At 72.7% G+C, this 18324-nt stretch carries 15 protein-coding genes and 1 tRNA gene; 12 read left to right on the top strand and 4 right to left on the bottom strand.

What is annotated here, in order from left to right; all coding sequences use genetic code 11:
• Positions 1–60 precede the first annotated feature (60 nt).
• From C569_RS0126685 to C569_RS0126670, 4 genes are all read left to right on the top strand, one after another.
• Positions 61–603, top strand: coding sequence for a hypothetical protein (locus C569_RS0126685; protein WP_018788792.1), 543 nt, complete (start codon positions 61–63; stop codon positions 601–603).
• Positions 594–1202: a hypothetical protein gene (locus tag C569_RS0126680; protein ID WP_018788791.1), complete on the top strand. Its 609-nt coding sequence runs from the start codon at positions 594–596 to the stop codon at positions 1200–1202. Before C569_RS0126685 ends, C569_RS0126680 begins: the two co-directional genes overlap by 10 nt.
• A gap of 267 nt (positions 1203–1469) precedes the next feature.
• On the top strand, positions 1470–4298 hold the full coding sequence (gene topA, locus C569_RS0126675; protein WP_018788790.1) for a type I DNA topoisomerase: 2829 nt from the start codon (positions 1470–1472) through the stop codon (positions 4296–4298).
• Positions 4299–4411: 113 nt separating this feature from the next.
• On the top strand, positions 4412–5365 hold the full coding sequence (locus C569_RS0126670; protein ID WP_231394901.1) for a DUF559 domain-containing protein: 954 nt from the start codon (positions 4412–4414) through the stop codon (positions 5363–5365).
• A 60-nt stretch (positions 5366–5425) separates the two neighbouring features.
• Here C569_RS0126670 and C569_RS0126665 read toward each other — a convergent pair whose 3' ends face one another.
• Positions 5426–6742, bottom strand: a complete 1317-nt coding sequence (locus C569_RS0126665; protein WP_018788788.1) for a D-arabinono-1,4-lactone oxidase — start codon at positions 6740–6742, stop codon at positions 5426–5428.
• Positions 6743–6961: 219 nt separating this feature from the next.
• Between C569_RS0126665 and C569_RS0126660 the strand changes: the two genes are divergently transcribed.
• Positions 6962–7537, top strand: coding sequence for a TetR family transcriptional regulator (locus C569_RS0126660; RefSeq protein ID WP_018788787.1), 576 nt, complete (start codon positions 6962–6964; stop codon positions 7535–7537).
• 63 nt (positions 7538–7600) lie between these two features.
• On the opposite strand, the gene C569_RS0126655 is transcribed toward C569_RS0126660, so the two are convergent.
• Positions 7601–8809, bottom strand: a complete 1209-nt coding sequence (locus tag C569_RS0126655; protein ID WP_018788786.1) for an amino acid deaminase/aldolase — start codon at positions 8807–8809, stop codon at positions 7601–7603.
• 271 nt (positions 8810–9080) lie between these two features.
• Between C569_RS0126655 and tmk the strand changes: the two genes are divergently transcribed.
• The 6 genes from tmk to C569_RS0126625 all read left to right on the top strand — a co-directional run bounded on the left by tmk (position 9081) and on the right by C569_RS0126625 (position 14978).
• Entirely contained in the window at positions 9081–11183 is a 2103-nt protein-coding gene (gene tmk, locus C569_RS0126650; protein WP_081636043.1) for a dTMP kinase, read from the top strand.
• Entirely contained in the window at positions 11180–12442 is a 1263-nt protein-coding gene (locus tag C569_RS0126645) for a DNA polymerase III subunit delta' (protein WP_018788784.1), read from the top strand. The genes tmk and C569_RS0126645 overlap by 4 nt, the downstream gene beginning before the upstream one ends.
• 128 nt (positions 12443–12570) lie before the next feature.
• A complete protein-coding gene (locus tag C569_RS0126640) occupies positions 12571–12900 on the top strand; it encodes a YbaB/EbfC family nucleoid-associated protein (RefSeq protein WP_013473591.1) in 330 nt (109 codons plus the stop codon).
• A 1-nt stretch (position 12901) separates the two neighbouring features.
• A complete protein-coding gene (locus C569_RS0126635) occupies positions 12902–13207 on the top strand; it encodes a hypothetical protein (protein ID WP_018788783.1) in 306 nt (101 codons plus the stop codon).
• Entirely contained in the window at positions 13207–13875 is a 669-nt protein-coding gene (locus C569_RS0126630) for a hypothetical protein (protein ID WP_018788782.1), read from the top strand. The genes C569_RS0126635 and C569_RS0126630 overlap by 1 nt, the downstream gene beginning before the upstream one ends.
• 260 nt (positions 13876–14135) lie before the next feature.
• Positions 14136–14978, top strand: a complete 843-nt coding sequence (locus tag C569_RS0126625; protein ID WP_018788781.1) for a regulatory iron-sulfur-containing complex subunit RicT — start codon at positions 14136–14138, stop codon at positions 14976–14978.
• Positions 14979–15026: 48 nt separating this feature from the next.
• On the opposite strand, the gene C569_RS0126620 is transcribed toward C569_RS0126625, so the two are convergent.
• Complete coding sequence (locus C569_RS0126620) at positions 15027–16757, bottom strand: metallophosphoesterase (RefSeq protein ID WP_018788780.1); 1731 nt, start codon at positions 16755–16757, stop codon at positions 15027–15029.
• A 134-nt stretch (positions 16758–16891) separates the two neighbouring features.
• On the opposite strand from C569_RS0126620, the gene C569_RS0126615 reads away from it, so the two are divergent.
• Positions 16892–16965: transfer RNA gene (locus C569_RS0126615), tRNA-Thr, on the top strand.
• 139 nt (positions 16966–17104) lie between these two features.
• Here the strand turns inward: C569_RS0126615 and C569_RS0126610 are convergent.
• A complete protein-coding gene (locus tag C569_RS0126610; RefSeq protein ID WP_018788779.1) occupies positions 17105–18322 on the bottom strand; it encodes a site-specific integrase in 1218 nt (405 codons plus the stop codon).
• Between the last annotated feature and the right edge of the window lie 2 nt (positions 18323–18324).

Raw genomic sequence — 18324 nt, 5'->3', positions numbered from 1 at the left:
CCCCGGGCCCGGCAAACCTGACCGGTGGCGGTTCCGCCCGGAGGTCGTACGCTGCATCGCATGCGTACGCGCCGGGCGGCAACCGCCGGAAAGCTCACGGTGGTCCTGGCCACGCTGGTCCTCGTCGTCAGCGGCTGCGGTGGCGGTCCCGCCCCTCGGGCCTGGGCCGCGTCGGTGTGCCAGGCGCTCACCCCGTGGCGCGCGGAGATCTCCAAGCTGACCAGCAGCACGCAGCAGCAGATGACCGCGCAGACCACCCCGGCGCAGGCGAAGGAGAACCTGGTCCGGCTCTTCGCCGGTGCCGAGCAGGCCAGCGAGACGGCCCGGCGCAAGGTCGAGGAGGCGGGTGTGCCCGAGGCTGAGCGCGGCGCCGAGGTGTCCGCCGGGTTCCTGGGGTCGCTGAGCAAGATGCGCGACGCGTACGGCCGGGCCCGGTCCGCCGTCGACCGGCTCGACACCGCCCAGGCCGGTCCGTTCTACGACGGTGTACGCGCCGCCGTGGACACGCTCAACAAGGAGTACGACGCGAGTGCGCTGGACACCAGCAAACTCAACTCGACCGAGCTGAAAGAGGCCTTCGACGAGGTCCCGGAGTGTCGCTGACCCCTCCCACCCCGAAACCGGCCCGCCAGCCCTCGCTGTTCTCCACCGAGGCGGCCGATCCCACGCTGGCGGACCTCGCCGGCCTGCTCGCCGGACCGGGTGAGGTGGGGCGGATGGGGGGCACGGCCCGGATCTCCGTGGTGGTCGACGCCGCCTGGCGGGTGCACGTGCTGGTGGCCGAGTTGGGCGCCCGGGGCGTGCCGGCGAGCTGGGAGCCGACCGAGGAAGGGCGGCACCGGGTGCGCACCGCGTACACGAGCATGCTGGCGCCGCTCGCGCGGGCCTGGCTGCGGGGTCCGGTGAAGCGGCCACCGGCCCGCTTCCACCTGGACGGGCGGCGGCTGCGGCTCTGGGCGGCGGCGGCCGGCACGGCCGAGCCGGCCGGGTTCCGGCTGCGGCTCGGACCGGCCGACGAGCAGTCCTGGCCGGTGGTCCGCGCCGCGCTGGCGGCGGTGGGCCTGCCGGCCGCGTTCGTCGAGCCGGACGAGGGCGGGCCCGCGTTCCGGATCGGCGGGCGGCGGATGTCGCGGCTCGCGGAGCTGGTGGGGGAACGGCCGGCGACGGCCCCGGTGGCGGACTGGCCGGGGTCGCCGGCCTGACCGCCGCTGTCCGAAGCCGGACACCGGGAAGGGCCCCGCCGGGGGCAGGCGATCGTCACAGTGACCCGCCTGTCGCCCTACCCACGGTGTACCGTGACGCCGTCCGGCAGGGTGCGGCCGGCGGTCGCCGGGTGGGCGGCCCGTCTGCCGCCCACGAAACCCGGAACGCGGACGGCGCGTTACGTTGGACATCCGGACCGCCTGTGGTCCGGGTGGCGCAGCACGGCCCGAAGCGGGCATGGCGTAGGAGTGAGGTCGGGGAGAGACGTGCCGAGCAACGCTGGAACCACCCGTCTGGTCATCGTCGAGTCACCGGCGAAGGCCAAGACGATCTCGGGCTACCTCGGCCCGGGGTACGTCGTGGAGGCCAGCTTCGGCCACGTCCGGGACCTGCCCCGCAACGCCGCCGACGTCCCGGCGAAGTACAAGGGTGAGCCGTGGGCGCGACTCGGCGTCGACGTCGACAACGGCTTCCACGCGCTCTACGTGGTCTCACCCGACCGTAAGCAGCAGATCAGCAAGCTGGTGAAGCTGGCCAAGGAGGTCGACGAGATCTTCCTGGCGACGGATGAGGACCGCGAGGGCGAGGCCATCGCCTGGCACCTGGTGGAGACGCTCAAGCCCAAGGTGCCGGTCAAGCGGATGGTCTTCCACGAGATCACCAAGCCGGCCATCCAGGCCGCGGTGGCGAACCCCCGGGAGATCGACCGCGACCTGGTCGACGCCCAGGAGGCCCGGCGCATCCTCGACCGCCTCTACGGCTACGAGGTCTCGCCGGTGCTGTGGAAGAAGGTCATGCCGAAGCTGTCGGCGGGCCGGGTGCAGTCCGTGGCGACGCGGATCGTGGTCGAGCGGGAGCGCCAGCGGATGGCGTTCCGCACCGCCGAGTACTGGGACATCCTGGCCACGCTCGCGGTGGCGAAGCCGGGCGAGGGCCCGCGGACGTTCAACGCCACGCTCGTCGCGCTGGGCGGCGACCGGATCGCCACCGGCAAGGACTTCGAGCCGACCACGGGTCGTGTCCGCGCCGGTGCGGGCGTCGTCCACCTCGACGAGGGCGGGGCCCGGGGGCTGGCCGCCCGCCTGGCCGACCAGCCGTTCACCGTCACCCGGGTCGAGGAGAAGCCCTACCGCCGCCGCCCGTACGCGCCGTTCATCACCTCCACGCTCCAGCAGGAGGCGGCCCGCAAGCTGCGGTTCTCGTCGCAGCAGACGATGCGCACCGCGCAGCGCCTGTACGAGAACGGCTACATCACCTACATGCGTACCGACTCGGTGAACCTGTCCGAGACGGCCGTCGCGGCGGCCCGCCGGCAGATCGTCGAGCTGTACGGCGAGCGCAGCGTGCCGCCGGAGCCGCGCCGCTACACCGGCAAGGTGAAGAACGCGCAGGAGGCGCACGAGGCGATCCGCCCCGCGGGCGACAACTTCCGCACCCCGGGCGAGGTGGCCAAGGAGTTGTCCGCCGAGGAGTTCAAGCTCTACGAGCTGATCTGGCGGCGCACCATCGCCTCGCAGATGACCGACGCGGTCGGCTCCAGCGTGTCGGTGCGCATCCGCGCCGTCTCCTCCGCCCAGGAGGAGGCCGACTTCGGCGCGACCGGCAAGACCATCACCGACCCGGGCTTCCTGCGCGCGTACGTCGAGTCCAGCGACGACGAGAACGCCGAGGCGGAGGACGCCGAGCGGCGGCTGCCCACGCTGGTCAAGGACCAGCCGCTGACCGCCGACGAGCTGGCCGCGCAGGGCCACCACACCCAGCCGCCCGCCCGCTACACGGAGGCGTCGCTGGTCAAGGCGCTGGAGGAGCTGGGCATCGGCCGGCCCTCCACGTACGCGTCGATCATGCAGACGATCCAGGATCGTGGGTACGTGGTGAAGCGCGGCCAGGCCATGACCCCGTCGTTCCTGGCGTTCGCGGTGATCGGGCTGATGGAGCGGCACTACCCGCGCCTGATCGACTACGACTTCACCGCCAGCATGGAGAACGAGCTGGACGAGATCGCCGGTGGCGACCACGCCGCCGTCGACTTCCTCACCTCCTTCTACTTCGGCAGCACCAACGGTGCCGGCGACCAGGCCATCGCGCACGCCGGTGGTCTGAAGAAGCTGGTCACCGAGAACCTCAGCGAGATCGACGCGCGCAGCGTCAACTCCATCCCGCTGTTCACCGACGACGAGGGCCGCGAGGTCGTCGTCCGGGTCGGGCGGTACGGGCCGTACCTCCAGCGGGCGCTGCCCGGCTCGGATTCGGTCTCGGGTTCGGCCTCGGGTGAGGGTGAGGGCGAGGAGGGCGGCTCGCAGGGCGACCGGGCACCGATCCCGGAGGGACTGGCGCCGGACGAGCTGACCCCGGAGAAGGTGCACGAGCTTTTCCTCGGCGGCGGAGGTGAGCGCAAGCTCGGCGACGACCCGTCGACCGGCGAGCCGATCCTGCTCAAGTCCGGCCGGTTCGGCCCGTACGTGGCCAGCGGCGAGCGCAAGTCGTCGCTGCTGCGCTCGCAGTCGCCGGACAGCCTCACCCTGGAACAGGCGTTGCAGCTGCTGCGCCTGCCCCGGCTGATCGGCGTGGCCCCGGACGGCGCCGAGGTGTTCGCCAACAACGGCCGCTACGGCCCGTACGTCAAGCGCGGTGACGAGTTCCGCTCGCTGGACTCGGAAGACAAGATGTTCACCGTCACGCTGGACGAGGCGCTGGCGTTGCTGGCCGCCCCGAAGACGCGCCAGCGCCGGGCCGCCGCGCCGCCGCTGCGGGAGATGGGCAACGACCCGCTCACCGAGAAGCCGCTGGTGATCAAGGACGGGCGCTTCGGGCCGTACGTGACCGACGGCGAGTTCAACGCGTCGCTGCGGCGCGGGCAGACACCGGAGGAGCTGACGCTGGAGCAGGCGTCGGAGATGCTGGCCGAGAAGCGCGCGAAGGGCCCGGCGCCGAAGAAGAAGGCGGCGAAGAAGGCCGCCCCGGCGAAGAAGGCGACGGCCGCGAAGAAGACGACGGCCGCGAAGAAGACGACGGCCGCCAAGGCGACGGCGGCGAAGAAAACTCCCGCGAAGAAGGCCGCTCCCAAGAAGGCGACCTCAACCCCGAAGGAGTGACCCCTCCCGAGATCTTGGAAGGAAAGGGCCTCTATGAGGGCCGTCTTCTTCCAAGATCTGGTGGTTGTCCACAGGGGCGGCGAAGGAGCCGCGTCGGGGGCCACCGTGGGTAGGTGGGGAACTCCTGGGCGGGGATGCGGCGGGCGCTGCCGTCGGATGACGCGGACGAACTGACCTGGCTGCTCTTCCGGCAGGAGGACGTGCTCAGCCTCCAGCAGGCACGGGCGCACCTCACGCGTAGGGCGATCCGTCACCGGGTGACGACCGGCCGGTGGCGACAGGCGCATCGTGCGGTTCTCGTCGCGCACAACGGCCCGATCGGCTCCGCGCAACTCCGGTGGATCGCGGTGCTGGCAGCCGGTCCCACCGCACTCCTGGGTGGCGTGACCGCTGCACAGGCGGGCGGGCTGCGGGGGTTCCCGAGCCGGGTGGTCCATCTGCTCCTGCCCGTCGCGACCCGTCGATCCCCGCTTCCGGCCGGCGTGTTGGCGCACCGGACGATCCACCTGCCCGGCTCCGACGTGGTGCCGGTGGCGGCGCCGCCCCGGACGACGGCGGCTCGATCGATCGTCGACGCCGCGCAGTGGGCGCCGACCGACACGCAGGCCCGCGCGATCGTCGCGGCTGCCTTTCAGCAACGGCTGGTCGGTGGCGACGACCTGCACGAGGTGGTGGAGCGGATGCCCCGGATCCGCCGTCGGCAGCTGATCCTGTCCACCGCCACCGATGCGGCCGGCGGTGCGCACTCCCTGGGCGAACTGGATCTGCTCACACTCGTACGCGGCGCCGGGCTGCCCGAGCCGACCCGACAGGTGGTCCGCCGGGATTCCGCGGGGCGGCGGCGCTACCTCGACGCGTATTTCGAGCAGTGGCGCGTGCACGTAGAGGTGGACGGCGGCCAGCATCTGGATCCGGCGCACGCGTGGGCGGACATGCGCCGGCAGAACGATCTGTGGGTCGAGGGTGACCGGGTTCTCCGGTTCCCCGCCTGGGCCCTGCGCGCCCATCCCGAAGAGGTGATCGCCCAACTCCGCGCCGCACTGCGGGCGGCCGGCTGGCGAGGCTGAGGCCAAGCCGAGATCTTGGAAGGAAAGGGCCCCCATGGGGGCCCTTTCCTTCCAAGATCGTCAGGCGTCCAGGACCTGGCTCAAGTAGGGGTTCTGGAAGATGCGGGACGGGTCCAGGCGGGCGCGGACGGACTGGAAGTCCGCGAATCTCGGGTAGGCGCTCGCGAGGGACTCCGCGTTGCGCCAGTGCAGCTTGCCCCAGTGCGGGCGGCCACCCAACTCCGTCGCCACCTGCTCGAACGCGCGGAAGTACGGCTCGTACGGCATGCCCGCGTACTGGTGCACGGCGATGTACGCCGAGTCCCGCCCGTACGAGTGGGACAGCCAGATGTCGTCGGCGGCGGTGAACCGCACCTCGACCGGGAACAGCACCTTGAACGGCAGCCGGTCCACGATCCGGCGCAGCTCGGCCAGCGCGGTCGGTAGCGCCTCGCGCGGCAGGCCGTACTCCATCTCCAGGAAGCGGACCCGGCGCGGCGTGCAGAACACGCGGTCGGAGCGGCCGGTGTAGGTGCGTTCGGTGAGCGCGCGGGCGGAGACGGCGCTGATCGTGGGGGCGAGGGCGGGAACGGCGCGGCCCAGGCGGCAGGCGCCGGCGAACACGGTGTTGGAGAGGAACTCGTCGTCCAGCCAGCCGCGCCAGCCGGGCAGCGGCCGGTCGTCGGCGGGTACCCGGTCGTTGGTCTTGATCTGCACCCGGTCGGTGTAGGGGAACCAGTAGAACTCGGCGTGGTCGTGCGTGTCGTGGAGGGCGGGCAGGTCGTCGAGCACCTCGGCGAGCGCGGCCGGGCGTTCGTGCGCGCGCAGCACGAAGGCGTCCACGCAGCGCAGCGTGACCTCGACCAGCACGCCCACCGCGCCGAGCCCGACCCGGGCGGCGTCGAACACGTCGCGGTTCTGCTCGGCCGAGCAGCGCAGCACCTCGCCGGTGCCGGTGACCAGCGTCAGCCCGGCCACGAAGGTGGACAGGCAGCCCAGTTCCGCGCCGGTGCCGTGGGTGCCGGTGGAGAGCGCACCGGCGATGGTCTGGGCGTCGATGTCGCCCAGGTTCGGCATCGCGAGCCCGTGCTGCGCGAGCAGATCGTTGATCGTGTGCAACGTCATCCCGGCCGGTACGGTGACCAGGCGCCGCGCCACGTCGACGGTGACGTCGGTCTTCAGCGCGGCGAGGTCGATGCGGTGCCCGTCGGCGACGGCGGCGGCGGTGAAGGAGTGGCCGCTGCCGGTGGCCCGGACGGTCCGGCCCGCCGCGGCGGCCTGGCGGACCGCCTCGACGACGTCGGAGACGCTACGCGGGCGCACGGTGAGGAGCGCGGTGCTGTGCTGGTTGCCGGCCCAGTTGGACCAGGTGGCGGTGGTACCGGTCGTCACGGCCACTCCTCGACATGAATATGAACTGAATTCATATCAGGAACGTTGTGCCTGGTAAATACCGCAATCGAGCCCGGCTCGTTGTACCGGTAGTCACAGACTCGTGACGTGCAGATATGTTCATCCGTCGAAGGGGGGTGGCGCCGAGTGTCCACACCAGCCGCCACGACCGGGCCGCTGCGTCGGGTACCGGTGCAGGGTCGAAGTGTCGCGCGGGTCCAGCGGATGCTGGACGCCTGCGCCGAGCTCGTCGACGAGGTGGGGTACGAAGGTCTGACCACGACCCTGCTCGCCGAGCGCGCCGAGGTGGCGATCGGGTCGGTCTACCAGTTCTTTCCGGACAAGCGGGCCATCGTGCAGGCGCTGACCCTGCGCACCATGGAGTCCTACCTCCAGCGGCTCGACGAGCGGTTCTCCTCGGACGACCTGACCCACTGGTGGGACGGCGTCGACGCGGCGATCGACGAGTACATCTCGATGCACCGCACCGTTCCCGGCTTCCGTACCCTGCACTTCGGCGACGTGGTCGACCTGCACCTGCTGGACGACCAGCGGGACAACAACGGGGTCATCGCTGAGCAACTCGCCCGCGTACTCACCGAGCGTTTCGGCCTGGCCGGGGTGCCCGACCTGCGGTTCCACCTGGAGGTCGCGGTGGAGGCCGCGGACGCCCTGATCAAGCTGGCCTTCCGCCGCCGCGCCGACGGCGACGAGCGGGTGCTGGTCGAGGCCAAGGCGCTCATCCGGGAGTACCTGCACCGGCAGGTGAACGCTCCCACGGAGGTCGTCCACCAGGGCTGAGCGGCACGCCGAACGGCGGGTTCCCGGGTGCGCCGGGGCCCGCCGTCGTCACGTCACGGCACGTCAGAGGAAGGCGTGCCCCTCGCCCCGGTAGGTCGGCACGGTGGCGACCACCGCGTCCCCCTCGACCAGGTGCACCTCGTTGACGTGTTCGCACAGCTCACCCGCCTTGGCGTGGCGGAACCACACCCGGTCGCCGACGCGCAGGTCGTCGGCGGCCTTCCCGGCCAGCGGGGTCTGCACCTCGCCGGCGCCCTCCGCGCCGAGCAGCCTCAGCCCCGCCGGCAGCCACGGCCGCGGCAGCCGGCTGTCCGCCGCCGGTCCGGAGGCGATCCAGCCGCCGCCGAGCACCGTCGCCAGCCCCGGCGCCGGGCGGCGGACCACCGCGCAGGCGAAGAACGCCGCCGGGGTCGGCTGCCAGGCACGGTACGCGTCGAACAGCGTCGGCCCGTACAGGCCGGAGCCCGCGGTGACCTCGGTGACGGCGGGGTCCGCGCTGGTGGCGGCCACGCTGCCGGTGCCGCCGCCGTTTACCAACTCCAGGTCGCCGTGCTCACGGACCGCGCTGACCGCGGCCGAGCGGCGGGCCAGCAGTTCCCGGTACGACCCGCGCTGGGCGACGCGGATCGCCGAGCCGAGCACCGCCTGTCCGGGCGGGGCGTCGCCGAGGCCGGCGATCTGCGCCTCGTACGACATCAGGCCGACCAGCCGGAAGCCCGGCCGGCCGGCGACGGCGGCGGCGAGCGCGCCGGCCGCCGTGGCGCTGTGCACCGGGGAACGGCGCACGCCGACGTGCACCCGGCCCCCCAGCGGGCGCCACGAGGCGTCCAGGTCGAGGCAGATCCGCAGCGCGGGGCGGCGCGTGGGCGGGCGCACCCGGTCGATCAGGTCGAGCTGCCCGGTGTCGTCGACCATCAGCGTCACCGCGTCGGCGAGCGCCGGGTCGGCGGCCAGTTCGGCGAGGCCGCCCCGGTGCGCCGTCGGGTACGCCACGAGCACGTCGTCGCTGACCCCGGAGCGGACCAGCCACAGCGCCTCGGGCAGCGTGAAGGCCATCACGCCGTGCCACCCGGGACGCTTGAGCGCCCGGGTCAGCAGCTCGCGCACGCGTACCGACTTGCTCGCCACGCGCAGCGGCTTGCCGCCGGAACGGCCGGCGAGCGCCTCGGCGTTGGCGTCGAACGCGGTGAGGTCGACCACGGCGTACGGCGGGTCGAGGTGAGCGGTCGCCCGGTCGAGACGCTCGCGAAGTTTGTCACGGTCGATGGCCACGTCTGCACGCTAACTGTCTGGACGGCAATGCGAAATACCCTCACGTCTGTCCGGGCTGCGGGCGGTGGTCCCGGCGGCCTAGGCTCGGCGAGCAGGTGAATGTCGCGGGGGACGACCCCTCATGCGCGACTAGAGTGTTTCACCGGGGGTGCCCAGACCTGGGCCGGCACGTGGAGGTACGGCCATCGAAAGCCAGAACAACGGCGAGTCGCCCGGCGTGTCGTCGCCCGGGACAGCCGCCGACCACTCCGGGGCCGCCGCCATCCGGTCGGTGCTGCGCATCCGGCCGTTCCGCAGGCTTTGGATCGTGCTCAGCGCCGCCTCCTTCGGTGACTGGCTCGGCCTGCTCGCCACCGCGCTGTTCGCCGCCTCCCAGGTCTCCGGCAGCACCGCCCAGGGCGCCGCGTTCGGCGGCGTGACCGCGATCCGCCTGCTCCCGGCGCTGGTGCTCGGCCCGGTGGCGGGTGTATTCGCCGACCGGTTCGACCGCCGGTGGACAATGGTCATCTGCGACCTGCTGCGCTTCGTGCTGTTCGCCTCGATCCCGCTGTACGCGCTCACCGGTGCCGCGGGCGGGCTGGTGGTCGGCTGGGCGCTGATCGCCACGTTCCTGATCGAGTCGATCACGCTGATGTGGATCCCGGCCAAGGAGGCGGCGGTCCCCAACCTCATCCCGCGTACCCGGCTGGAGGCGGCGAACCAGCTCACGCTGATCACCACGTACGGCCTCACGCCGGTGGCCGCGGCCGTCGCCCTGGCCGTGCTGACCCGCGGCCTGCCCAGCGCGGTCGGCGGCAACCTGCCCGACTGGGCCGAGCCGGCCCAGCTCGCGCTCTGGTTCAATGCCTTCTCCCGGCTGGCCACCGCGCTCGTGGTGGCGTTCGGGATCAAGGAGATCAGCGAGGCCCAACGCGGCGAGGCGGAGCGCACCGAGCAGAGCATGTTCCGGCAGTTCTCCGAGGGCTGGAAATACATCGGCCAGACCCCGCTCGTCCGTGGCCTGGTGCTGGGCATCTTCGGCGCGTTCGCCGGCGGCGGCATCGTGGTCGGCACGGGGAAGTTCTTCGCCAACTCGCTCGGCGCCGGTGACGCCGCCTTCTCGCTGCTGTTCGGCGCGATCTTCGTCGGCCTGGCACTCGGCATCGGGCTCGGGCCGATGATCGTGCGGGACATGTCCCGCCGCCGCTGGTTCGGCATGAGCATCGTGCTCGCCAGCGCCTCGGTGCTGGTGCTCGCCTTCGCCATCCACCTGTCCATGGCCATCCTCGGCGCGATCCTGGTCGGCGCCGGCGCCGGCATGGCGTTCCTGGCCGGCACCACGCTGCTCGGCGGCGAGGTCGCCGACGAGGTACGCGGCCGGGTCTTCGCGGTGGTGCAGATCGGCACCCGGCTGGTGCTGATCCTGGCCATCGCGCTCAGCAGCCTCCTGGTCGGCGTCGGCGGCTCCCGCGAGTTCACCATCGCCGACCTGGGCATCTCCGTCTCCTCCACGCGCCTGCTGCTGCTCGCCGCCGGCGCGGCCGGCATCATCGCCGGAATCAGCGCGTTCGGCCAGATGGACGACAAGAAGGGCGTGCCGGTCCTCGCCGACCTCTGGGGCTCGATCCGGGGCCGCCCGCTGATGCCGGCCGAGCCGTTCGTCTCCAGCGGCCTGTTCGTGGTCTTCGAAGGTGGCGAGGGTGCCGGCAAGTCCACCCAGCTCGCCGAGCTGGCCGAGCGGCTGCGCGCGCAGGGCCGCGACGTGGTCGTCACCCGCGAGCCGGGCGCCACGCCGGTCGGCGAGCGGATCCGCTCCCTGGTGCTCGGCACCACCCCCGGCGAGGCACCGTCGCCGCGCGCCGAGGCGCTGCTCTACGCCGCCGACCGGGCGCACCACGTGGCCACAGTCGTCCGCCCGGCGCTCGTACGCGGCGCGGTGGTGATCAGCGACCGGTACGTCGACTCGTCGCTCGCCTACCAGGGCGCCGGCCGGACGCTGCCGGTGGACGAGGTCTCCTGGCTCTCCTCCTGGGCCACCGGCGGCCTCAAGCCCGACCTGGTGGTGCTGCTCGACGTCGAGCCGCGCACCGGCCTGAGCCGGGTCGAGGACCGCAACGAGGGCGCCGACCGGCTGGAGGCCGAGTCGCTGACGTTCCACGAGCGGGTCCGGTACGCCTTCCTCGACCTCGCCGCCGGCGACCCGAAGCGATACCTGGTGCTCGACGCGTCCCGCCCGGTCGGCGAGACCGCCGACGCGGTGGCCCGCCGGGTGGGCGAGCTGCTGGCCGATCCGGCCGGTATCGCGCACCCCCGTCCGGCGCAGGGCCCGGACACCTCGGTCCAGCCCGAGTTATCCGACGCGGAGCTGGTGACGATGGAGCAACCCCGACGATGACCGACGTCTTCGGCGACCTGGTCGGGCAGGACGAGGCGGTGGCCGCGCTGCGGCGGGCCGCCGCCTCGGCCGCCGCCCTGCTGCGCGCGCCGGTGCCGGCCCCCGCGGGCGGGCCCGACGACCTCGACGCGCTCGCCGAGGAGCACGACGGCGACCCGGGGCCGGCCGATCCGGGCGCCGGGATGACCCACGCCTGGATCTTCACCGGTCCGCCCGGATCGGGCCGATCGGTGGCCGCCCGCGCGTTCGCCGCCGCCCTGGAGTGCGTGCACGGCACCGGGTGCGGCAGCTGCCCCGGCTGCCACACCACACTCACCGGCACCCACGCCGACGTACGCCTCGTGGTGCCCGAGGGCCTGTCCATCGGCGTCAACGAGATGCGCGCCCTCGTGCTGCGGGCGGCCAGCGCGCCCTCCGGCGGCCGGTGGCAGATCGTGATCATCGAGGACGCCGACCGGCTCACCGAGGCCGCCGGCAACGCGTTGCTGAAGGCGATCGAGGAGCCGCCGCCGCGTACCGTCTTCCTGCTCTGCGCCCCGTCCACCCACCCGGACGACATTTCCGTGACCATCCGGTCGCGCTGCCGGGTCGTACCGCTGCGGCAGCCGCCGCCGGCCGCGGTGGCCGAGGTGCTGGTCCGGCGCGACGGCATCGCGCCGGACGTGGCCGAGTGGGCCGCCGCGGCGGCGCAGGGGCACGTGGGCCGGGCCCGGCGGCTGGCCCGCGACCCGGAGGCCCGGCAGCGGCGTGACGCGGTGCTGGCCGTACCGCGTCGGCTGACCGGCGTGGGCGCGGCGTTCGACGCGGCCTCGGCGCTGATCGAGGCCGCCGAGGCGGAGGCCGCCGCCTCCGTCGCGGAGATCGACGAGGCGGAGCGTACGGCGTTGCAGACCGCGCTCGGCGCGGGCGGCACCGGCCGGGGCGCGGCCGGCGCCATGCGCGGCGCGGCCGGTCAGCTCAAGGACCTGGAGAAGCGGCAGAAGTCGCGGGCCACCCGCGCCCAGCGGGACGCGCTGGACCGGGCCCTGGTCGACCTGGCCGGGTTCTACCGGGACGCGCTCATCATGGCGTTGCGGGCGCCTGTCGCACCGGTGCACACCGACACGGCGTCGCTCGCCGGTGCGGGCGCGCAGAAGTGGGACGCCGAGGGTTCGCTGCGCCGCCTGGAGGCGGTGCTGGAGTGCCGCGCGGCGATCGAGGCCAACGTCAAGCCGCGGATCGCGGTGGAGGCGATGATGCTGGCCCTCTGGCGCGGCTGAGCCGGGCCCTTCCACACTGTCCACAGGGCATCGACACGCGCGATTGACGTGCGGTACGGTCCGGTGATGCCGTGGTGACCGAGGCGGCACGCTCAGTGAAGGCCGGACCGGCCGGGAGGAGTTCGCCGATGCCGCGGGGCGAGATCGACGAGGCCTGGATCGAGGAGGCGGTGCGGCGCTACCGCCGGATCGAGAACCTGCAGGCCGAGTTCGACCAGGCGGTCGCGACGGTCGAGGTCACCGTCCGCTCACCCGACGGGCTCGTCGAGGTGGTGGTGACCGCCGGCGGGCGGATCACCGACGTGCGTTTCCTCGGCCCGCTGCACCACCGCAGCCCGCGCGACGTGGCCGGTTCGGTGCAGGCCGCGGTCACCGCCGCCGCCGACGCGGCGCAGTGGGCGCGGGAGAAGCTGCACAACGAGACGTTCGCGGCCTACCGGCCGCTGGCGGGGGCCTGACATGGAGACGCTGCGTGCCCTGGCCGCCCGTCTCGACGAGGCCGGCGCGACCCTCGCCACCCTCTCCCGCACGGTGACCGCCACCGACCCGCCGCACCCCGCGTTCGGCGCGCACGCCACCGGCCGCCCCGGTGAGGTGGGCCGCGCGCTGCACCGCCAGTGGACCCTTGCCACCGCCGACCGGGCGCGCGAGGCGCAGGCCGCCGCCGTCCGGCTGGCCGCCGCCGCGGCGGCGCTGCGCAGCGCCGCCGACCGCTACGCCGCCGCCGACGACGCGGTCGCCCGGCGGCTGGCCCGGGAGGCCTGATGGACGCGCTCGACCGCCTCACCGAGCCGGGGCTCGACCTGCTCGCCCGCGTCGACACGCTGCTGGCCGCCGGTGCGCCCGAGGGGCACCGGCTCTGGCCGCTGCTGCGCCGCATGCAGGTGCTTCCCGGCGCGGCCGTGCGCGAGTTCCTCGACCTGCATCCCGCGCCGCTGACCGGAGCCGGCCACGCCGTGCGCCGGCTCGTCCGGGGGTACGACGACACGTGTGCACTGCTGGCCGACCAGGTCGCCTGGTCCGGCACTGCCGCGGCGGCGTACGACGAGGCACGTGCCGCCCTGCTGCGGCACCTGGACGAGGGGCCGGAGAGCCTGGTCGGGCGGCTGGAGTCGACGGCGGGCTACGCCGACGCGCTGGCCGGCTGGGTGGAGGGCAGCCGGGCCGCGCTGGCCCGCGCGCTCGCCGAGGTGCTGGGCTCGGCCGAGGCGGTAGCGGTGCACGCGGCGACGAGGCCGGGCGACGAGGCCGGACGGGCCGGGGCGTCGGCCGCGGCCGAGATCGCCACGAGGATCCTGGGTGTGCTCGGGGTGGCCTACGACGGCGCCGAGACGCTGCTGCGCCAGTGGGGGCCGAGCCTGGCCGAGGCGCCGTGGCGGGACCGCGCCACCGCCGCCCCGCGCTACGGCGGCACCACCCGGATCGGCTACTGACGGTCCACGGCGTCGCGCGCCGATCCGGCCGTGGCCGGGTGACGGCGGCGACGCCGTGGCCTTCCCCTGCACCCCCCGCAGGCATGCCTTCACTCAACGCGTCCGGGCGGTGTTTGTCAGGGGTCGGCCGGAGATTCAGCCGTCCGGGCGAGGCGACGGGGCCGGTTCGGCCGGGCCGACCACGATGATCGCTGCGGTGGGTGACCGGGCGGCGACAGGTGCGCCGTGCGGTGGGCGTCGATCCGCGTAGGGTGGGGCGTATGGGCATGCTCTGCGCGGTCAGCTTCAACCGGTACGGGCGCCTCTACTACCTCGACCCGGGCGAACTGCGCCCGGAGGTGGGCGACCGGGTGCTGGTGCCCACCGACGAGGGGCCCGAGGTGGCCGAGTGCGTCTGGGCCGCGCAGTGGGTCAGCGAGGACACCGACGGGTTCCCGAAGCTGGCCGGGATCGCCGCCGACGACGACCTGCGCCGCGACGAGATGCTGCGCCGGCGCAAGGCCGAGGCGAAGGTGGCCGCCAAGCGGCTGATCCGCGAACACGGCCTGCCGATGAAGGTGGTCGCCGTCGACCACGTGCTGGCCATGCCGGAGAACGGCAGCGACCGCACCACCATCTACTTCACCGCGCCGCACCGCGTCGACTTCCGCTCGCTGGTCCGCGACCTGGGTGCGACGCTGCACTGCCGGGTGGAGCTGCGGCAACTCTCCGCCCGGGACTCCGCCCGGGTGCAGGGCGGCATCGGTTCCTGCGGGCGTGACCTGTGCTGCGCCACGTTCCTCACCGACTTCGAGCCGGTGACCATCCGGATGGCGAAGGACCAGGATCTGCCGCTCAACCCGCTGCGCATCTCCGGCGCGTGCGGGCGGCTGATGTGCTGCCTGAAGTACGAGCACCCGCTGTACCAGAAGTTCCAGGAGTCGGCACCGGCGGTCGGCAGCCGGGTGTCCACGCCGAACGGCGAGGGCAAGGTGGTCGGCCACAGCGTCCCGCGCGACGCGGTCACCGTCCGGCTGGACGCCGACGGCTCCCGCTCGATGTGCTCCCGGGCGTCGGTCTGCGGCCCGAGGCAGGCCCACGACCAGCACTACCCCCAGCCCTGACCCGTCCCACTCCCCGCCCTCTCCCGGCCAGGTGTGTGCCGGGTGGGGTCAGCGGATGACGATGGGGGGTTCGGCCAGGCGGGGGGTAAGCGGGGTCTTCGGGGTGAGCCAGGAGGCGGTGGGGGAGTCGTCGGGGTTGAGCTGCCAGTCGTGGGACACCCGGTCGACGGCGATCGGATAGATCGTCAGCGTGCCGTCCCTGTCGATCCGGAACCGCAGGAACGCCTTCGAGTCCTCGATGCCCTGCCCCGCGAACAGCTCGTTCAGGTTCACCCCGAACGCGCCCGCCACCAGCAGGTAGAGCGCCACGAGCTGGCTGGCGACCAACCCGCTCACCGGGCCGTAGAGCACCACGGCGGCGACCGCCGGCAGCGGCCACGGCCAGTCGTAGAACGGCAACTGCAACCAGACCCACGTGCCACCGGCCGCGAGCGCCACCTGGGCCACACCGTGCGCCACCCCGAGGATCCAGTGCCGGGCGTGCCGTTTCCCGCCCGCGGTGGGCGGCTTGGCGAAGAACACCGCCCCCATCATCGCCACCACCAGCATGATCGCCAGCGGCACACTGAACAGCCGCTGCTCGGTGGTGCCCTCCGGCTGCACCGCCACCCCGGCCATGGCCAGCATCAGCAACGTGTGCAGGGTGCCGAGCAGCGTGGTGAAGCCCGGGTTGCGGAACGGCAGCCGGGCGAAGATCCCCCAGCCGTACCGGCGGGAGCGCGCCTTGTCCGGGTAGCGCGCGGCCAGGTCGTACTCCCGGGTGTTGCTGGCCCGCCGGGTCAGCGTGTCACGCGGCGGCACCTCCAGCTTCTCCGGAAGCCGGTGCGTGGGGTACAGGTAGGCGCCGCCGCCGCCGCACGTGACGAGTTGCCGGTCCGGCCCGGCGTAACGGGCGTAGTGGTGCAGGTCGCCGGAGACCAGCACCCGTACCTGCGCTCCGGTGGGTGCGACGAGGGTACGGATGAAGTAGTCGATCGAGTCGTACGCGTTGGGGTGGTCGACGGCCTTGACCCACGTCGGCGCCGGCACCGCCAGGATCACCTTGGATTCCGGGGTGAGCTTGCGGGCCACCTCGTCGAAGTAGGTGAGCTGCGGGTCGTCCAGGTACGACCCGGACTGGTCGTCGAGGCCGAGCAGCCACCAGCCGGCCGGCAGTTCGACCGCGAAGTACGAGCGGGACTGGCCGGTGCCCCAGCCGGCGAAGTGCCGGTCCCGGGTTCGCACGAACAGGCGCAGGAACGCGGTCAGCCCGTCGTACCAGTCGTGGTTGCCCGGCACCGCGAACAGGGTCGGCCGCTCCGGCGGGGCGACCGGCAGCGCCGCCTGGTACGGGCCCTTGCACCGGTCCTCGTACGCCTCGTAGCCCGCCGCCGGGTAGACCTGGTCGCCTCCCATCACCAGCGTCTGCGCGCGGGGAAGCCGATGCCCGTCCACTGTCAGCTCCGGCTGGGCGAGCAGGTACGCCACCGAGTACGTGGCGTCGAAGCCGTCACCCAGGTCGGCCACGTAGTCCAGCCAGAGCCCGCCGTCCGGCCCGACCTGCCGGAACGTGCCGTCGCTGAACGCGTTCTGCAACTCGCGCTTGTCCAGGTAAGCCCCGAACAGCATGGCCAGCAACGTACGCAGGCCGGTGCTGATCAGCAGCAGCGGCGCGAGCCAGGGCACCGGCCGGCGCGGGGTGAAACCCAGCTCCCGGGGATCGATGCTGCGGGGGCGGCGGGTGGCCCGCTCGCCGGGATGCGCCTCGGGAGCCGGTGGTCGCGGCGGTTCGTCGGTCACCCGCCGCAGGGTAGTCCGGTCGGCGCGCGAAGTCTCTCCCGCGGCGGGGCTGATGTGGTCCGGTGTCCGGGTTCCGGGGGCGGGGGGATCCGGTTCGGCTTCCGGCGGGGCGTGCCGTACACTCGGGGATCGTTGCCGCCTTAGCTCAGTCGGCTAGAGCGACGCACTCGTAATGCGTAGGTCGACGGTTCGATTCCGTCAGGCGGCTCAGAGTGAGGCCCTGACCAGCATCAGTGCTGGTCAGGGCCTCATTTTCATCGATGTAGTTTTGAATCGCCCCCCGAAAACCCCCCAGAAACGCCTACCGGCGATCAGGTTCAGCGACCCTGCCAGCGGGGGCGCAGGGTCTACTTGGCCCGGCGCTTCCCGCGATCTTGAGGTGCAGGGCCGGTGATCTCCGGACCTGCCCCAAGCTGTTCGAGGATGTCGGAGCTGTCCGGGGCGAGGGCGGGTTTGACGATGTAGTGCTTATTGGTGACCTGCTCGGTGGCGTGCCCGAGCTGGGCTGCGGCGCTTTTGGCGTCGGCCTCCTTGTCGATCAGGGTGGCGACGGTTTTGCGGAAGGTGTGCGGGGTGACCCATTCGAGGCCGGCGTCGGCGCGGGCTTGCCGCCACTGGCGGCGCACGTTTTGCGGTGACAGCCAGGTGTCGCGCCGGGAGGCGAAGATCGCGTCGTGGGGATTGTCGGCAACGTTGAGTTTGCGACCCATCAGCATCCCGACCGCGAACCGAGGCAGGACGACCGTTCGGAAACCGGCGTCGGTCTTCGTCCACTCCTGCCGGAAGAAGCCCTTGCCCTTGAGATAGACGATCGTGCCGCAGATGGTGAGCGTCGGGCGTTCAGCGGCAAGATCGAGATCCTCCCAGCGCAGCGCCAGAATTTCGCCGATGCGGGCGCCGGTGGCGAGCATGAGGTCGACGATGTCGGCCAGGTCGCCGGTCGGCCGAGGTCCTGACTTGCCGGGGGCGGGTTGCTGCCACCTCCGGATCGCCTCGCGAACCTCGTTCATTTGCTTTACCTCTAGGGCCACCACCTTGCGGCGCGGGTTACGCAGTCGGCCCGTGTCGCGCACGGGGTTGGCCGTGAGTGCGCCTCGGCGTACAGCCAAGGCGAACATCTGGCCGAGGACAACCTTCGCGCCTTTGGCGGCTGACGGACGATCCTCGGCGACCTTGCGCAGAAACCTGTCGAGGCGGCCTGCGGTGGCCTCTCGGATACGCAGCTCGCCGAGGGCGGGCTCGATCGAAACACGCACGCTGATCTCGTACCTACTGATCGTCTGCGGCGTGACACGTTCCTCCGCAGTTATCTCGTCCAACCAGAGCTTGGCGAGGACGCTGACGTGAGTATCCCTGGTGATCTCGTCGTCGTTAGGGGTGACTCGGTCGCGAAGTTTGACCTTGAGTGCCCGGATGGCGGCGGGGCCGGTGGTGTCGGTGGCCTCGACATCGCGGGTCCTGCCGTCGTGGTCACGGAATCGGGTTCGGGCGCAGTACCGGTTGGGGCCGAGCTTCTCGGTGCGGATCGCGCCCCAGGTGCCGATGGGTAGCGGAGGTCGGGCCACGG

It is taken from the genome of Micromonospora sp. CNB394, assembly GCF_000374985.1.
GTDB lineage: Bacteria > Actinomycetota > Actinomycetes > Mycobacteriales > Micromonosporaceae > Micromonospora > Micromonospora marina.
The sequence above is the reverse complement of the archived record's forward strand: the minus strand, read 5'-3'. Positions and strand labels throughout refer to the sequence as shown.